Genomic DNA, 15114 nt, shown 5'->3' with positions numbered 1-15114 from the left:
GACTGACTGGTTGTAATGTAAATAATGAGAATTTGATGATTAAAGGTTTTAATCACCCGACTGGCATCTATTTCCATCAGGAAAAAATCAATGCCGGCATCGAAATCTTCAATCCGACGAAAAACGAAAAGGAAGTATGGATCGAAATGAGGCTTTATAGCAGTTCGGGAAATCAGATTGATTCAATCATCGAAAACAAAACAATACTCCCTGGAAAAGATGAAAATTTCTCTCTGGAGTGGCTCATTCCCGACGATTTAATCAGTGGCACCTATAAAACAGAACTCATTGTATGGGACAAATCCCCTGAAAATACCGGGGCTCAACGAATTGCGGAAAGCAGGGATGACAAAGGATTTTCAGCCTTTAAGACCCAGGATAATTTTGATAACCTGGATGGAAATGTCTGGCTGGTTTCAGACAGCAGTCTTGGCAGAAGTGAATTAAAAAGTGAAAATGTATCCGTCAGTAACGGTGAATTAAGTATTGAAATACCTGGAAATTCCTTGAATGGGGGAGAAATCTATACAAAGGAACTAAAGGACTATGGCGCCTTTGAAACAAGAATGAAACTTCCGAATGCACCATCCTCAATCACCGGGTTTTTCTTATACAAGGAACCGGACTATTTTTATGAAATTGACATTGAAGTCTATAATCAGCCGGATGGAACCCTGCTGCTCACAACCTATTCAGATGGTGAAAAAAAGAATATCTATGCGGGAAATCTGGGCTTTGATCCGACAAAAGAATTCCATGACTATCGGATTGAATACGATGAAAATCAGGTTTCGTTTTACATCGACAGTGTTTTTATCAAAAGCTGGTCGGATGGTTTCCCGAAAGAAGGGATGTATCTGATGATCAACAGTTGGTTTCCCAAATGGCTGGATGGGGTGAGCTCTAAAAAAAATCAAACCTTGACAGTAGACTGGGTCAGGTATTAATGAGAGCACAAAAGAACCGAACCGTCCCTTCATGCCCTGCGTTTTAGCGAATCCCGGATGATTTTTCATCAGCCGTCATGCCATTGACTATTTTTTCTGCTGTAATCGGAAGTTCACGTATCTGAACATGCATGCCGTTGTAGACAGCATTTGCAATGGCCGGGGGAGGCGTGCTGATGACAAGTTCTCCGATTGATTTAGCGCCAAACGGCCCGGTTGGTTCATAGCTGCTTTCAAAATCCACCTGAATATCACCAACATCAAGACGGGTGGGAATTTTATACTGCATCAGTGAATTGCTGGCATTTCGCCCGTCTTCAGTATACACAATATCTTCATACAGCGCCATGCCAATGCCCTGGGCAATCCCCCCTTCGGTCTGAACCCGGGCAAGATTGGGATTAATGACAGTACCGCAGTCGACAACAGCCACATAACGAATCAGATCAACAGCTCCGGTTTCTTTGTCAATTTCAACCTCTGCCATGCCGACGATAAAGGGAGGAGGGGATACCGGTGAGGAGAAAGACGCGGTTGTAAAAAGAGGCGTATTATTCCCGCACATGGCTTGGTTCCCCAGAGCCTTTAATGAAATGGATGCATCGGTATTTATTAAATAAACCCGATCACCGTCAAAATCAACCGCAGCAATGTTATCGTCTAATCTTTTCGCCCCTTCCTGTTTAATCTTCTCAATCAGTTTTTCACATGTTTTCACAACCGCCATCCCGGTGACATAGGTGGTGCTTGAAGCATAAGAACCAGTGTCATAGGGCGAAAAATCCGTATCCACGCCACTCACAATAATGTCATCAACCGAGCAGTTCAGACAATCGGCGGCTATTTGGGCAAGGATGGTATCACAGCCGGTTCCCATATCAGCGGCTCCGATGGCCATGCTGTAAAAACCGTCATCGTTGACTTTAATGGATACCGCCGCCGTATCAACCCCGGCAATACCGGAACCCTGCATGGCCATGGCAACTCCCAGGCTTCGAACTTTTCCGTTTCCCAGATCAATACAGGGATATTTTTCATCCCAGCCCATCATTTCTTTTGCTTTCTTCATACAACGGCTTAAAGCGCAGCTGCTCAGGGTCTCCCCAAAATAGGCGGGCATGACATCACCTTTGTCCACCATGTTGATTTCCCGAATCCGCACCGGGTCCATGTTCATTTTTGCCGCCAGTTCATTCACCGCGGATTCCAGGGCAAAAATACCCTGGGTGGCCCCGTAACCCCGGTATGCCCCGGAGGACATTTTGTTGGTATAGACCACATCATATCCGAAGCGGTAGGCCTGGGCTTTCCCATAAAGAGGAATGGACTTGTGACCGGTTAAAACCACGGTGGTCGGGCCATGCTCCCCATAGGCACCGGTGTTGGAAAGAACCTGCATATCAATCCCTTTGATGATGCCAGCTTCATCGGCCCCCAATCTCACAGTGACTTCCATTTCGTGTCTGGGTGAGGAAGCTATCTGACTTTCCTGACGGGTATAAATAATCATGGCCGGCTTTCCGGTTTTCAAGGTGACAAGGGCCGGATAGATTTCGGAAATCACTGTCTGTTTTGATCCGAACCCCCCGCCGATTCTTGGCTTGATCACCCTGATCTGAGATTTAGGCAGATCCAGGGCATTGGATAGGATCCGCCGGGCATGGAAGGGGATCTGGGTGGAGCTGACGCAGGTCAGTCGGCCAAAGGCATCCTGATAGGTGAAGGTTCGGAAGGTCTCCATCGTCACCTGCTGATTGGCCTTGGTGTGATAGGTCTGTTCAATGGTCCAGGCACAGTCTCGGATGATCGCATCGGCATCTCCATAGCGGTCTTCACCATGGGCGCAGAGATTCCGTTTTTGGTCGGCGCCTACATTAACCAGACTTTTCCAGCTTTCTTCCGGATGAATGATGACCTTATTGTCCAAAGCTTTTCTGAAATCAAGAACCGGCTCCAGCACCTCATAGTCCACCTTGATCCGTTTCAGCGCTTTTTCAACCACCTTCTCGTTTTCCCCGGCGACAATGGCAACCGCATCCCCAATAAAACGCAGGGTTTCATCAAGAATGAGCCGGTCGTAGGGGCTGGGTTCGGGAAAGGTCTGTCCTGCCAGAGTGAAGCGTTTATCCGGCACATCTTTGTAGGTCAGAACACAGGCAATCCCGGGAATTTTCAGAGCAGGCTGTGTATTGATTGCCCTGATCCGGGCGTGGGCATGGGGGCTTCGCAGCACCTTGACAACCAGACAATCCTTTGGAGCGATATCCTGGGTATAAACCGGCTTCCCGGTTACCAGGGCCATGGCATCTTTTTTTCGGATGGGCTTATTAACGGATTGATTGACTCGCTTCATTTCTCTGTGCTCCCTTCGGATTGAGATGGTGAGTGAAATCGACATTCAGAAAAATACTGTTTAATACCCCGAAGCTGACTCATATAGCCGGTACAACGGCAGAGATTCCCCGCTAAATACTCTTTGATTTCTTCATCGGATGGATGGTCAAGTTCTTTTTTCATGGCGAGAATGCTGATGACGAGTCCGGGACTGCAGAAACCGCATTGGTCGGCACCCTGGTCGGCTAAAAATGCTCCCAATTCTGAGGCTTCTTCCTGGAGACCCTCCAGAGTGACCACATGTTTCCCATCCACCCGTGCGGCCAGGGTTGAACAGGATAACACCGGCTTATCCTCCACAAGGACAGTACAAAGACCGCAATTTGAGGTCTCACAGCCACCCTTGACACTGTAACACTGGTTATCCCTGAGAAAATCAAGGAGCAGCATGTCGTCCGCAATCTCCTGTTTCAGTTCTTTATCATTTAAATATAAATGGATGATCATATTCAGCCCTTCTTTCGATTTGTTTATAACAGCTCTTTAATCCCCCGTTTAATATAGACCGCGGCAAGATGTCTCCGATAGTCTTCGCTTCCGCGCATGTTGCTGCCGTAATTAAACTGATCTGCCGCCCAGTTTGAGAAATCAATAATATCTTCTTCCAAGGAATTTTTATTGAGGGTACAGCCGGGTTTTACCAGCAGCCGTGCTTTCGCAGGCCGAGCCCCGACGGCAATATAAAAACAATCATCTTTTTTGGAGACTGCCACTGTAATTAACGGGAAATCTGTTTTTGAAAGCCGCTGGGACTGATAGGACAGCCGCCGCTGATCTTTTTTGATATGAATGCGGAGCAGAATATCATTGTCATATTTCAATTCCGCAAATTCTGTCAAGGGCATGATCCCGGCTTTGTAAAGCTCCACGGTGGTATTAAGGGCCATGAAACAGGTCAGTACATCCGAAAAACCGTAGCGTCCGTAAATGCTTCCGCCAACCGTGGCGCCATTGCGAAACTGGACTCCGATGATATGATGGACCGCTTCCCGAATGCCGCCCTTAAATGCCTGGTTTAGCCCTGCGTGGAGCTCCAAATCCCGGAGGGTGCACATACACCCGATTGAAAATGCATCGCCCGTTTCTTCGATCTGGTCCAAGCCCAGCTTGGAGAGGTCAATGGCGTTCTGAAAACTGCGATTTCCCATTTTAAGCCACATGAACCCTCCAAGGACAACATTCGATCGTTTTTGATTGAGCTCATATGCTTCGGTCAAACTGTTTACTTTGACAATTTTATTAATGTTTGCCATGATATCACCCCCAAATTCATATTGATGCCAAGAATCATGTATTTTCATTTTATACCCAGAAACAACTGAAAATAATCAGCAGCATTAATGGAATTTGTTGTATACCTTTAATGATTGTCCATAGTAATTAAGAAAGGTGCTTTTTTTTAGGTTTTGATTTAATTTAGTGGCAACTTTGCATTAGAACCATTATAATGTAAGTAGGAACTATCATTTATTTTTTCAAATTACTTTAGAGAGGTTATAGATGAAAATATTTAGAATTATACTTATTGGGGTTGTTGTTTTTGTAATATTATCGACAGTTGGAGTTTTTGCAGTCGATAAATACAATACCTCAGGGACAATGGCAATTTCAAAACCGACACAGACACAGACATCGACTGTATCAAATCCACCCGTTGTGAAAAAAACCGATGCTACTACATCAGCAACGGTTACGAAGTAATCATACAGTAAAATGAAAGGATGTGATTAGTCGTCATTCGTTATCATTTTACTGCTAAAAAATATTTTTTTGGGTATGAAGTAATAAGGAAGGATTAATGTGCGTTGAAACAGTGAACGATCGTTGGGATGGTAGCGTTGTGCAGTTAGAACATAAAAGAACCGTCCCCATTGTGATATTTGTCGCGGAGGCAAAAAAATGATATGGAGGTGAAGAAAATGTTTGATGATCCCAAAGGTCCGATTGAACATTATTCATGGGGAAAATTCATCATTTCAGGGGAGGAACACTCCGAAAATGATGATTCAAGGAAAGGAAAAGGCAAGGACATCATGATGATCGGAGAAAAAGTCAAAAGATGGAAGGAACGAAAAGGGCACGTACTTGACACATCAATGGTTGAAAGTGTCCTCGGCAAGAACATCAGGATTCTGGTGATCGGCAACGGCGCATACGGCGCGTTAACAGTCCCTGACGAAGTCATCCGCTACCTGCATGAAAATGGTATTGAAAAGGTGATTATCGAAAAGACGCCGGAGGCATCCAGAAAATACAATGAAATCTATCGTGCCGGTAAAAAAGTGGCACTCCTGGCACATGGGACGTGCTGAAATGGTGAAAATAAAGAACGGTCGCGATTGTAAATCAACAATCGCGACCGTGTTTTTTTTGCAGTTTTTTAATCTTTCCTTAGCTGCAATTTAATGATACAATATTTCCATTAAATACGATTACATCGATATTACTGAGTGGATAATCAATGAAATCAAACTATGAATTTTTAAGCGGTCATTTTCCGGAACTGGCCATGATGGGAAGTCTGGCAGAAGACTACCTCTATACCGACGGGAACTCCTGTATCATCAAGCTGGGTCTCTTCGGGGAAACCATCGTCAATCTGATGATGGAGCTTGACGATGTCCAACCGCCGATAGTGGAGAACACCCACGCCAACCGGATCAAAACGCTAAAAAAGAAGGTTTGATTTTTCCGGAAATTGACGACATTTTCTACGCCCTGCGTAAAGCCCGAAACAAAGCTGTCCACCAAGGCTATGATTCCTATGATGATGCGGTGATCCTGCTGGAAATGGCCTACAACCTAGGAGTCTGGTTTATGCAGGTCTACGGTGATTTTGCCTATGAACCCGAATCCGTCGGTTTCATGCTGAAAAAACAACAACCACTTGACGGTACCATCTTATATACGAAAAAAACAAAGGCTCAATTAAAACAACAGAAAAAACAGGAAGCGGCCGAAAAAGAAATACAGAGACAAGAACTGGAAGAAAAAGAAGCCATTATAGCGGCTCTTCAAAAAAACGCGGTTCGGCATTTTGCCATCACCCCAGCCACAATCCAGCAGCGCGTGAAACAATTGTATAAAATATAATAAGAATACAGTATTTTAGATAGGAGAGCAGCGTTATGTTATTTAAAGAATTTGGAAATAAAAATAATAAAGCAATCATTCTTATACATGGTTATGGCATATCCTGGAGAATGTGGAAACCTCAAATAGATGTTTTCAGTAAAGATTATTTTGTTATTGTACCGGTATTGGATGGTCATAATACAGAAAATAATTCGACGTTTACTACGGTTGAAAAAGCTGCAGCTGATATAATCGATTATGTTATACAAATATATGGGAAACACGTATTCGCAATTTGCGGAGCATCTCTTGGAGCTACAATTGTGGTAGACATACTTGCACAAAATCGACTTGAAGTTGATAAGGCAATTGTTGATGCAGGGCCTATCGTTCCAATGAATAAATTCTTGTTGGATTTGTCTGTGAATTATAGAATAAGGCAAGCTCATAGCATGAAAAAAGGAAGCCGACTTTTGAAGTATATTTTACGACGAACCTTTTATCCCCAGGAAATGGTTGATGAAGTTTTTAGAATTGGTGCAAACATGACAGATGAAAGCTGCAGAAATGCACACTTATCTGTTTTTAGATATTCACTTCCAAATTCAATTGCTGACACAAAAACAGATATAGCATATTGGTATGGTTCCAAGGAGGCCTGGCTTGGAAAAAAATACGCAAAATGTATTTTATCAATAGTACCCAGTGTTAAGATCAAGGTTTTCAAAGGATTTGACCATGGGGAATTGTGTATAGGAAATCCGGATTTATATATTAAAGAAGTGACTGAATTTTTAAATTCATAACCTCCCAGCGTACCATTCACCCACAGCGTAAAATGCTGTGGGATTTTTTTTGCTTTAAAATGAAGGCTTTGATGTGAAAACCGCCACCCAAATAAAAGATAAGATCAAAAATCTGCCTGGTATTTTTTTGCTCTAAAATATCGTATTAACCAGAGAATAAAAAGAGCTAAAAGAGTTATTGACTAAGACAATAAAAGAGGATACAATAGTTTAAATGAGTCAATAAAAACAAATGAAGGGGAGAAAATGATAGGTCTTGAGTACATTCTGAGCCTTTATAATCTGCAGCATGTGGAACTTGCGCAAATATTGGGCATCCGGAAACAAAACATCAATCTATGGGTTAAACAAAAACAAAAAATTCCTAAAAAATATCTCCCCATACTTGAAAATTTATTCGGAGTGGCCGGTGACACTTTTGGCCATGAACTCACAGAAATAGAAAAGCTGGAGATCCAAAAGGAAAAGCTGAAAAAGGATCTCAAACCCGTCATCAAACGACATGAGGAACAGTTCGCAGTCGGTGAAACCAACGAACTCATTAAAGTCCCTGTTTATGACAGGGAAGAGATGAATACCATTGAGCGGGACATAGAAAAAGCCAGGCTTGTATCCCGGTTCAAAGAAGCCCTGGATGTGGTGGACCGCAACCCCTATATGGACACCTGCAGGCTCATGGTTGAGCTCCTGGAAAAAGTCCAGCAGGAACCGGTTTTGCAAAAGACGGTTGAGGCACTGGCCCACTACTATGAAATACTCCCGGATTGGGTAAACAGCCAACCGGAACAGGACGGCTTTGAAGCAGAAATATTTGAAGTATTTGACGACAATAATTATTAAACCAACGGAGGCAGATTAATGGAAAACACAGGACACATCGGATTTGAAGAAACACTTTGGAAAGCCGCAGACAAGCTCAGAGGCAGTATGGACGCCAGCGAATATAAGCATGTGGTCTTAGGACTTATTTTCCTGAAATATATATCGGACAAATTCGAAACCAAGTACAACGAACTCATGGCTGAAGGGGAAGGCTTTGAGGAAGACCGGGATGAATACGAATCCGAGAACATCTTCTGGGTACCCAAAGAAGCGCGGTGGACCTTTATCATGGATAATGCCAAGGATACCAAGGTTGGTCAATACGTCGATGACGCCATGATCCTCATTGAAAAAGAAAACACCTCCTTAAAAGGCGTACTGGATAAACGCTATGCACGGCCGGAAATCGACAAACGGCGTTTGGGAGAACTCATCGATTTGATTTCCACCATTAAAATGCATGATAACGGCGAAAAAGATTTACTGGGACGGGTCTACGAATACTTCCTGGGACAGTTTGCCAGTATGGAGGGCAAAGGCGGCGGGGAATTCTACACCCCCACCAGCATTGTTAGAACCCTGGTCGATATGATCGAACCCTACCAGGGCAGAGTCTATGACCCCTGTTGCGGTTCCGGAGGTATGTTTGTCCAAAGCGAAAAGTTTGTGGAGGACCATCAGGGTAAAATCGAAAACCTGTCCATTTACGGCCAGGAAATGATTTTATTATGTAATTGCTTAATGTAGTCATTTCAGTTATTAAAAGAAAGAAAAAGCTTGGAATAAAGCCATAAATAGAATAAGTAATCGATAAAAAGACTTAATATATATTTATATGATTAAAAATTAAGAAATTATGAAAATCAAACAGATTATTATTAATTATGTAAAAGGCATTTAATAAAATGGAACAAGTAAAAAGCTACAAGTCTTTTAGTGTTTCACTAAAGTGTGTAGTAGTATCCTCGTGCCATAACTTTTAAGTATCCGTTCATTCCCGTTATGTTTTAATCCTGAATTCCCGGATTTTTATAACGAGGGTTTCAAAACCCCATAAATACTCACATTTTTTGATGGCCTCGTTATAAATAATTATAACGATGAAATTTTAAAATAAGCTGTAAGTCTTTATTTATAAGGCTTTGACGGTTCCTCGTTATAATTTTCCGGGAATGCAAGTTTAATCTTGATGAAATTTATGACATATGGTGATGATGACGGCCGCTAATGCCAAGATTGGACCGGAGATACGCGGATCGTAATACGAGCCATTGACCGGAAACAGTTGCCAGGTAACGTTAAACGTCATGTGGAAGAGAGTCACGGCGAAGACGCTCTTGCCGGTGTTATTATAAGGGTACCGGCAGCAAAACGCGGAAATTATACGCTAAGGATTAAAACTAATCAAAGATACTAACGTATCTTTAACAATTGCAACTATCTTGTGCCTGTAAACATATCCCCAAGCTGATTTATCAGTAAATAAAACGTTATATATGTTCAATACATTTACTTTGAATTATTTACCTTATAAATTCACTTATGAAATGGCTTGAAACTGTATCTCAATATATTAAAATAATTAGGAATAGTCTGGAGCTTAGAGTATATTTTCCGCTAAAAGATGCCTGCACCCCATAAACGAAAACGCGAGGGTGAACGCAGTCAGATTCACGATTTGATTGCGTCAACGGTTTTAAGGATTAATGGCGTGGCTATTGAGAGTTTACCTTCGGACAAAGAAGCCTCGGTCAAAAAGATCACTAATGTTGAAGATACATGGCACATGATGATTCAGAATCGCGCCCTGATCGACCTGTCAGACAATGAGGTCACCCATATAATCGAAAATCTCGATTTGTCGAAATATCTGACGTTACTCCACGACGGTTTTGAGAAAAACTGGCGAAACGTCCTGCCAAACACAATCGATATCAAAGTCAATCACGACGAAGTTTTGAACGATTGAAATATCATAGACTAAATAATCAAACATTCTGTTGATGGAAAAAACAGAAAAAAATGGATGCGTTATTTCTAAAAAAAAAAGACAATAACCATCACAGTTATTGTCTTTTTTCACAGGTCTTTATTCTATTCATTTTACTCAGCGATTTGGTTCCTGGTTTCCTGATAACACCGGGTTGTTTCGGTACAATTGATTGGCTTCTTTCAATTGCTCATTTAACACAGCGATTTGCGAAAGGTATGCTGATATTTGCACATCCTTTTCCGCGATTTGCGCATCTTTTGTCGCCAATTGTTCGGCTAAAATAGTTAACGTCCGGCTTACATCAGTTTGCTCATCGTTATTCAAGTTTAACACCACCTTTTTCCTTTAATTATATGTTAATTAAGGATTTTGTCAATCAATTTATTTTACTCAGCCCGTTAGATTTTGGCGGTTGATGATCATTAACAGCAAATTATTAAAAACAAAAGACTAAAAAAATATAATGAGATGAGATAAAATAATGGAAATTTTTTCAAAACGATTGACCCAACTATGTAACCTGCATTCCCGGAAACACGTAACGAGGAATTTTGAAAACCCTTTATACTAAAGGCTTAGAGGGACTTTTCAATGTTATTTTGCCTCGTTATGTTAAAATCGCATAACGAGGCAAGTATCCCTGATTGATGCGGGTTACAGGCATTCTCGTTACGTTAATCCGGGAAGGCAGGATCTATAGAATAGGTCCCTTCACAGTCGTTTACGACATAGTCATGGTCTACTACGTGCCATACAAAAGTTTTATTTCCATTAAGAGTTAAGTTAGAAATATAATTTGCTGGCTCGCTTTTTTGAGAAGAATAATCAAGCTCCCACTCGCTACCAACTAACATCTTTTCGTTGTTTTTTGTAATTATATTTGTAGTTAAATTAATATTTAAAGGTGTTTTACTACTTTTTCATTATTCTCGTAGCGTTGATTATGGGCTTTCGCTCGCCAGCGGGGGTAATATCCTGGCTTGCCAAGGCCGGTATACTCATGTTGTTTACACTGGCCTTGACATGGATCGCAGCGATTGCGGATTGTCCGCAAAATCGATAGACGGCGCAAGCGCCTTTTCCTACTTTAAAAATAATTTACCAGTGTCAAAACTATTAAGTTATGAACGTCTAGAAAACGCCAAAATTGAGTTAAATAAGCCATTTGCACAAGATGACGAACTAAAGTCCGTCTCTTGCGCTTAAAGGAGTTAAATAATCTTCTCAGCATGGAAAAAACAAAGCATCCCGAAGAAAATGATATTGATATCGAAGAAGAAAGCAAAGAACCGGAAAATATTAACAACAAAGAAGCAAACGATGCATGGGAAATGGAAGCTTAAATTGGACTTTCTATGAATATTAATGCAGAAAGAGACTATCTGAATGATGACTATGAACAAGGCCGGGAACAGGAAAATTGACACTAAAACAATAATTTGAGAAATACGGGGTGCAGTGATGGGGAACATTGCTGCACCCCTGTTTTGTTATGGAAAAAATTAATTAAATCATGAGGGTGGGGGACAACGTTAGACCACTGTAAAAAGAAGCGTAGTGTGGTAGAGCTTAAACGTAAAATCTATTCGGCGTTCCAATAGGCTGTTATATTGGAGATTAGAATGTTCAGGAGTTAATGTTCGTCAGAACTTTTTAGTCTAATTTTTATTAATAGCTTGACAATAATGAAAAGCGGGTATAATATAATCATATGCTTATATAAGCATATGATTATATTATTAGTATTACCCGAGAATTGGAAAGGAGCCGATGATGAAGCAATTAATTAATATGTTTAAAATCCTGTCAGATGAAACGAGACTACGAATTATAATTCTTCTTGCTCAAAAAGAATTATGTGTGTGTGAAATCAGTTCTATTTTAGAAGTTCCTCAACCCAATGTATCAAAAAACCTAACAAAGTTAAAAGATCTAAATTTGGTTACTTCAGTAAGAAAAGAAAAATTTGTTTTTTATAAGTTAAAGAAGGAAAATAAAATTTTGATGCAGATCATAAATGATATTTTTGACAATTTTGAAGATTACCCACAGCTTATTATAGACCAGACCAGAAATGTCGACAATCAAAAATTGTTGGATCTATGCTGTAATCATCATACGATTCAATTATAAAATTTATTAAAAAAGTTAGGAGATGATCTCATGTTCGTATTTGCATGGTTAAATGACCAATTGCTGAAAATGGAGTGGCTCAGCTATTTAGTCACGCAACTGGTTCAAAATGTATTTGGCCTCAACACCCAGGATCGACTGGGAGGGAGTATTCAGTTTTTCATATATGATGTGATTAAAATATTCATACTGCTATCCGTATTAATTTTTATTATTTCTTATATACAAAGCTTTTTCCCACCGGAACGAACCCGGAAAATATTGGGAGGATTCAATGGAATTTCAGCGAATATATTAGGGGCTTTACTGGGAACCATCACACCTTTTTGTTCCTGTTCCTCCATCCCGCTTTTTATCGGGTTTACCAGTGCGGGATTGCCCATTGGCGTTACCTTTTCATTTCTGATTTCATCACCCCTTGTTGATCTGGCTTCGGTAATTTTGCTCGCCAGCATCTTTAACTGGCAAATCGCCATTGCCTATGTTGTTGTAGGTCTGATACTGGCTGTGGTTGGCGGCACAATCATCGGTAAATCAAAGCTTGAAGATTACGTGGAACCCTTTGTGTACAGCAATAAGATGATAGAGACGGATCAGGAAACCTTGACAACTGGTGATCGCATAGGCTTTGCAAAAGACCAAGTCTGGGAGATTGTCAGAAAAGTTTGGCTGTATGTTTTGATCGGGGTTGGGATTGGGGCAATCATCCACAATTGGATACCTGAAAAGGCATCTGACGGTGCTAGGCACAACTTAAGTTATTGAACTTAACTTATGAGATATCACGTTTCGCCAAGGTTTCCGCGAATCCGTCAGGCTAGAAGAAATCAGAGAACCTGAATACGTGCTGACTCCGGGACGTTATGGTGGAGTGAGTTCTAATTTTGAAGGAGTAAAAGCAGATTATAGATTTCAAAAAAAGAATATCAATAAAGAGAAGAGGTCATACTCATGGAAATTATAATTCGCGAATATATGGATTCAGATATTGAAATGATGACGGATATTTGGAATGAAGTGGTTTTGGATGGGGTTGCTTTTCCACAGATTGAGTTGTTAACGGTTGTAACAGCCAAAGAATTTTTTGGTTTGCAAAGTTTTACAGGGGTTGCGGTTGCAAACGAAAAGGTATTTGGGCTGTATATTCTGCACCCCAATAATGTTGGGCGCTGCGGTCATATTGCCAACGCAAGTTATGGGGTTATATCGACTGCCCGAGGCATGCATATTGGTGAAAAACTAGTTTGTCATTGCTTGGAACAAGGGAAAAACATCGGTTTTCAGCTTCTGCAATTCAACGCAGTCGTCAGAACGAATTTCTGTGCCATTCATTTATATGAAAAGCTTGATTTTGTACGGCTCGGTGTAATACCCAAAGGGTTTCTGATGAAAGACGGATCCTATGAGGACACTATTCTTTTTTACCATACATTATGAAAAATAAGTCTTATTATGTATATATATTTAGTGCAATAATTGGTTTTTTAGCATTTGCATTTAGCATTAAATATGCAGAATTTGAGCCATTATTGATTATCGTTGGTATTGGTAGCGCGACAGGAATGACGTATTGCGTTACAAAGTTAGTTAATTTCCATATTAGAAATGAAGATATTCCAATATTGGCAAAAGCTAGCTTTGGAACGAGTATGTCTAGTAAACCTGAACAGTTATCGACTGAAGAATGGATCTCATTTTTTGAGATTGTGATATAATTAAATTTTAAAAGATTTTGGATAAAATATGGTAAAAGGAGTTTATATGATTAAGATTATTGTGTCAGATCTTGATGGGACATTACTAAACAGCAAAAAAGAATTACCTAAAAGATTTCCAGAGCTAATTAAAGCGTTAAATCGTGAAGGAATACGATTTGTTCCAGCAAGTGGAAGAGCAGTGCATACCCTTAAAGTTCAATTTTCCGAATATTTTCATGATATTGGATTGATTTGTGAAAATGGGAATGTGGTGTTAGATTGTGGTGAGATGATCTACCATGCGACAATTGAAAAAAAAGAACTTAAAGAATTACTAGGGCGGATTGAAAAAATTGATGAATTACGTCCGGCTTTATGCGGTATCCATGCGACTTACATAATGGATCGGTTACCTGCTTTTGAAGCACAGGTTAGACGCTTTTTTTATAATACAGTAATCGTAGAAAATTTCAAGGAAGTAATTAATCAGGAAGAAATCTGTAAAATATCAAGTGTTGATGGGATTAACCCTTTGACAAATGCTTGTCCAAAACTTTTTTCGATCACCGATCATTATGATCTTATTCCTTCAGGGGAAAACTGGATTGACATTGTTAAGAAAGGTGAAAACAAAGGAAAAGCATTGCAGATGTTGATGGCAAACTTTGGAGCAAAACCTGAGGAGACAATGGCATTTGGTGACTTTCTTAACGATCTGCCCCTCATGGAAGTTTGTGAACATACTTTTGCGATGAAAAATGCTCATCCAGATTTAAAAGCAGTTGCCAAAAATATCACAAGTAAAACAAATGAAGAAGAGGGTGTGATTGATACAATTATTGAGGTGCTTAACTTAAAGTTATAAATAAACAAAATTGCGTGAATTCGTAGGAGGTAGCATCTATTTTTAGGAGACCTGTGCCTGACACCAACATATATGAATATGGGAAAGCGACCAACTGAGAACAATAAGACTTGTCCGATCTGCCATATTCAGGGTGAATCGGTTGGCAAAGTAACTGTTGAACACCTGGTTACAGATCCTAATCGTGTGGCTGTAGTGGGAGATCATTATAGAATCTGTATTAACGTCTGACGGTGCCAGGCAGTGCGGCCGAGCCAGGTCGTATCATATAGAGGGTGCGAATCCCGCCGGGTAAGGTAGACCAACCACCCGTAGTTAGCCTTGGAGCTTATCGGGTAACTGATAAGTTTAAGCGTAGGCAAACAAGGTAGTAGGCTGAAAG

General features: G+C 40.7%; 17 protein-coding genes and 3 pseudogenes. 16 read left to right on the top strand and 4 right to left on the bottom strand.

Annotated elements, in window-relative coordinates; genetic code table 11:
• The first annotated feature begins 35 nt into the window (after nt 1–35).
• Nucleotides 36–947: a glycoside hydrolase family 16 protein gene (locus VIK44_RS05145; RefSeq protein ID WP_331552771.1), complete on the top strand. Its 912-nt coding sequence runs from the start codon at nt 36–38 to the stop codon at nt 945–947.
• Between the two features lie 43 nt (nt 948–990).
• Here VIK44_RS05145 and VIK44_RS05140 read toward each other — a convergent pair whose 3' ends face one another.
• From VIK44_RS05140 to VIK44_RS05130, 3 genes are read right to left on the bottom strand one after another with little or no spacing between them, the layout of a single operon-like run.
• Entirely contained in the window at nt 991–3300 is a 2310-nt protein-coding gene (locus tag VIK44_RS05140; protein ID WP_331552770.1) for a xanthine dehydrogenase family protein molybdopterin-binding subunit, read from the bottom strand.
• Nucleotides 3297–3788 (bottom strand): (2Fe-2S)-binding protein, encoded by a 492-nt coding sequence (locus tag VIK44_RS05135; protein WP_331552769.1) that lies wholly within the window; start codon nt 3786–3788, stop codon nt 3297–3299. The genes VIK44_RS05140 and VIK44_RS05135 overlap by 4 nt, the downstream gene beginning before the upstream one ends.
• Before the next feature lie 23 nt (nt 3789–3811).
• Nucleotides 3812–4594, bottom strand: coding sequence for an FAD binding domain-containing protein (locus tag VIK44_RS05130; protein WP_331552768.1), 783 nt, complete (start codon nt 4592–4594; stop codon nt 3812–3814).
• A gap of 247 nt (nt 4595–4841) precedes the next feature.
• Between VIK44_RS05130 and VIK44_RS05125 the strand changes: the two genes are divergently transcribed.
• The 8 genes and pseudogenes from VIK44_RS05125 (at nt 4842) to VIK44_RS05090 (ending at nt 10013) form a co-directional block, all read left to right on the top strand.
• Nucleotides 4842–5042, top strand: coding sequence for a hypothetical protein (locus VIK44_RS05125; RefSeq protein WP_331552767.1), 201 nt, complete (start codon nt 4842–4844; stop codon nt 5040–5042).
• Nucleotides 5043–5260: 218 nt separating this feature from the next.
• On the top strand, nt 5261–5653 hold the full coding sequence (locus VIK44_RS05120) for an MTH938/NDUFAF3 family protein (RefSeq protein WP_331552766.1): 393 nt from the start codon (nt 5261–5263) through the stop codon (nt 5651–5653).
• Nucleotides 5654–5802: 149 nt separating this feature from the next.
• The gene (locus VIK44_RS05115) at nt 5803–6027 is read left to right on the top strand and encodes a hypothetical protein (RefSeq protein WP_331552765.1); all 225 of its coding nucleotides are present in this window, start codon (nt 5803–5805) and stop codon (nt 6025–6027) included.
• Nucleotides 6024–6434, top strand: a complete 411-nt coding sequence (locus VIK44_RS05110; RefSeq protein WP_331552764.1) for a hypothetical protein — start codon at nt 6024–6026, stop codon at nt 6432–6434. The genes VIK44_RS05115 and VIK44_RS05110 overlap by 4 nt, the downstream gene beginning before the upstream one ends.
• A gap of 35 nt (nt 6435–6469) precedes the next feature.
• On the top strand, nt 6470–7222 hold the full coding sequence (locus tag VIK44_RS05105) for an alpha/beta hydrolase (protein WP_331552763.1): 753 nt from the start codon (nt 6470–6472) through the stop codon (nt 7220–7222).
• A gap of 246 nt (nt 7223–7468) precedes the next feature.
• Nucleotides 7469–8062, top strand: coding sequence for a hypothetical protein (locus tag VIK44_RS05100; protein WP_331552762.1), 594 nt, complete (start codon nt 7469–7471; stop codon nt 8060–8062).
• 18 nt (nt 8063–8080) lie between these two features.
• Nucleotides 8081–8761: pseudogene (locus VIK44_RS05095) on the top strand (type I restriction-modification system subunit M); the annotation flags it as partial.
• A gap of 907 nt (nt 8762–9668) precedes the next feature.
• A complete protein-coding gene (locus VIK44_RS05090; RefSeq protein ID WP_331552761.1) occupies nt 9669–10013 on the top strand; it encodes a hypothetical protein in 345 nt (114 codons plus the stop codon).
• Nucleotides 10014–10151: 138 nt separating this feature from the next.
• Here the strand turns inward: VIK44_RS05090 and VIK44_RS05085 are convergent, their stop codons facing one another.
• The gene (locus tag VIK44_RS05085; RefSeq protein ID WP_331552760.1) at nt 10152–10361 is read right to left on the bottom strand and encodes a DUF536 domain-containing protein; all 210 of its coding nucleotides are present in this window, start codon (nt 10359–10361) and stop codon (nt 10152–10154) included.
• 598 nt (nt 10362–10959) lie between these two features.
• Here VIK44_RS05085 and VIK44_RS05080 point away from each other — a divergent pair.
• The 7 genes and pseudogenes from VIK44_RS05080 to VIK44_RS14225 form a co-directional block, all read left to right on the top strand.
• Nucleotides 10960–11123, top strand: a pseudogene (locus VIK44_RS05080) (ABC transporter permease); the annotation flags it as partial.
• Nucleotides 11124–11807: 684 nt separating this feature from the next.
• Nucleotides 11808–12170, top strand: a complete 363-nt coding sequence (locus VIK44_RS05075) for a metalloregulator ArsR/SmtB family transcription factor (protein WP_331552759.1) — start codon at nt 11808–11810, stop codon at nt 12168–12170.
• Between the two features lie 30 nt (nt 12171–12200).
• Nucleotides 12201–12896, top strand: a pseudogene (locus tag VIK44_RS05070) (permease); the annotation flags it as partial.
• A gap of 225 nt (nt 12897–13121) precedes the next feature.
• Complete coding sequence (locus VIK44_RS05065) at nt 13122–13607, top strand: GNAT family N-acetyltransferase (RefSeq protein ID WP_331552758.1); 486 nt, start codon at nt 13122–13124, stop codon at nt 13605–13607.
• On the top strand, nt 13604–13885 hold the full coding sequence (locus tag VIK44_RS05060; protein ID WP_331552757.1) for a hypothetical protein: 282 nt from the start codon (nt 13604–13606) through the stop codon (nt 13883–13885). Before VIK44_RS05065 ends, VIK44_RS05060 begins: the two co-directional genes overlap by 4 nt.
• A 46-nt stretch (nt 13886–13931) precedes the next feature.
• Nucleotides 13932–14732: an HAD family hydrolase gene (locus VIK44_RS05055; protein ID WP_331552756.1), complete on the top strand. Its 801-nt coding sequence runs from the start codon at nt 13932–13934 to the stop codon at nt 14730–14732.
• 72 nt (nt 14733–14804) lie between these two features.
• Nucleotides 14805–14963, top strand: a complete 159-nt coding sequence (locus VIK44_RS14225; RefSeq protein WP_414637060.1) for a hypothetical protein — start codon at nt 14805–14807, stop codon at nt 14961–14963.
• Nucleotides 14964–15114 lie beyond the last annotated feature (151 nt).

It is taken from the genome of Acetobacterium sp. (assembly GCF_036508315.1).
Lineage (GTDB): Bacteria > Bacillota > Clostridia > Eubacteriales > Eubacteriaceae > Acetobacterium.
This window is presented reverse-complemented; position numbering and strand designations above follow the sequence as displayed.

Coding starts and splice junctions, on each gene's coding strand:
- VIK44_RS05145 (WP_331552771.1), top strand. CDS start 36: ATGATTAAAGGTTTTAATCACCCGACTGGCATCTATTTCCATCAGGAA.
- VIK44_RS05140 (WP_331552770.1), bottom strand. CDS start 3,300: ATGAAGCGAGTCAATCAATCCGTTAATAAGCCCATCCGAAAAAAAGAT.
- VIK44_RS05135 (WP_331552769.1), bottom strand. CDS start 3,788: ATGATCATCCATTTATATTTAAATGATAAAGAACTGAAACAGGAGATT.
- VIK44_RS05130 (WP_331552768.1), bottom strand. CDS start 4,594: ATGGCAAACATTAATAAAATTGTCAAAGTAAACAGTTTGACCGAAGCA.
- VIK44_RS05125 (WP_331552767.1), top strand. CDS start 4,842: ATGAAAATATTTAGAATTATACTTATTGGGGTTGTTGTTTTTGTAATA.
- VIK44_RS05120 (WP_331552766.1), top strand. CDS start 5,261: ATGTTTGATGATCCCAAAGGTCCGATTGAACATTATTCATGGGGAAAA.
- VIK44_RS05115 (WP_331552765.1), top strand. CDS start 5,803: ATGAAATCAAACTATGAATTTTTAAGCGGTCATTTTCCGGAACTGGCC.
- VIK44_RS05105 (WP_331552763.1), top strand. CDS start 6,470: ATGTTATTTAAAGAATTTGGAAATAAAAATAATAAAGCAATCATTCTT.
- VIK44_RS05100 (WP_331552762.1), top strand. CDS start 7,469: ATGATAGGTCTTGAGTACATTCTGAGCCTTTATAATCTGCAGCATGTG.
- VIK44_RS05090 (WP_331552761.1), top strand. CDS start 9,669: ATGCCTGCACCCCATAAACGAAAACGCGAGGGTGAACGCAGTCAGATT.
- VIK44_RS05075 (WP_331552759.1), top strand. CDS start 11,808: ATGATGAAGCAATTAATTAATATGTTTAAAATCCTGTCAGATGAAACG.
- VIK44_RS05065 (WP_331552758.1), top strand. CDS start 13,122: ATGGAAATTATAATTCGCGAATATATGGATTCAGATATTGAAATGATG.
- VIK44_RS05060 (WP_331552757.1), top strand. CDS start 13,604: ATGAAAAATAAGTCTTATTATGTATATATATTTAGTGCAATAATTGGT.
- VIK44_RS05055 (WP_331552756.1), top strand. CDS start 13,932: ATGATTAAGATTATTGTGTCAGATCTTGATGGGACATTACTAAACAGC.
- VIK44_RS14225 (WP_414637060.1), top strand. CDS start 14,805: ATGAATATGGGAAAGCGACCAACTGAGAACAATAAGACTTGTCCGATC.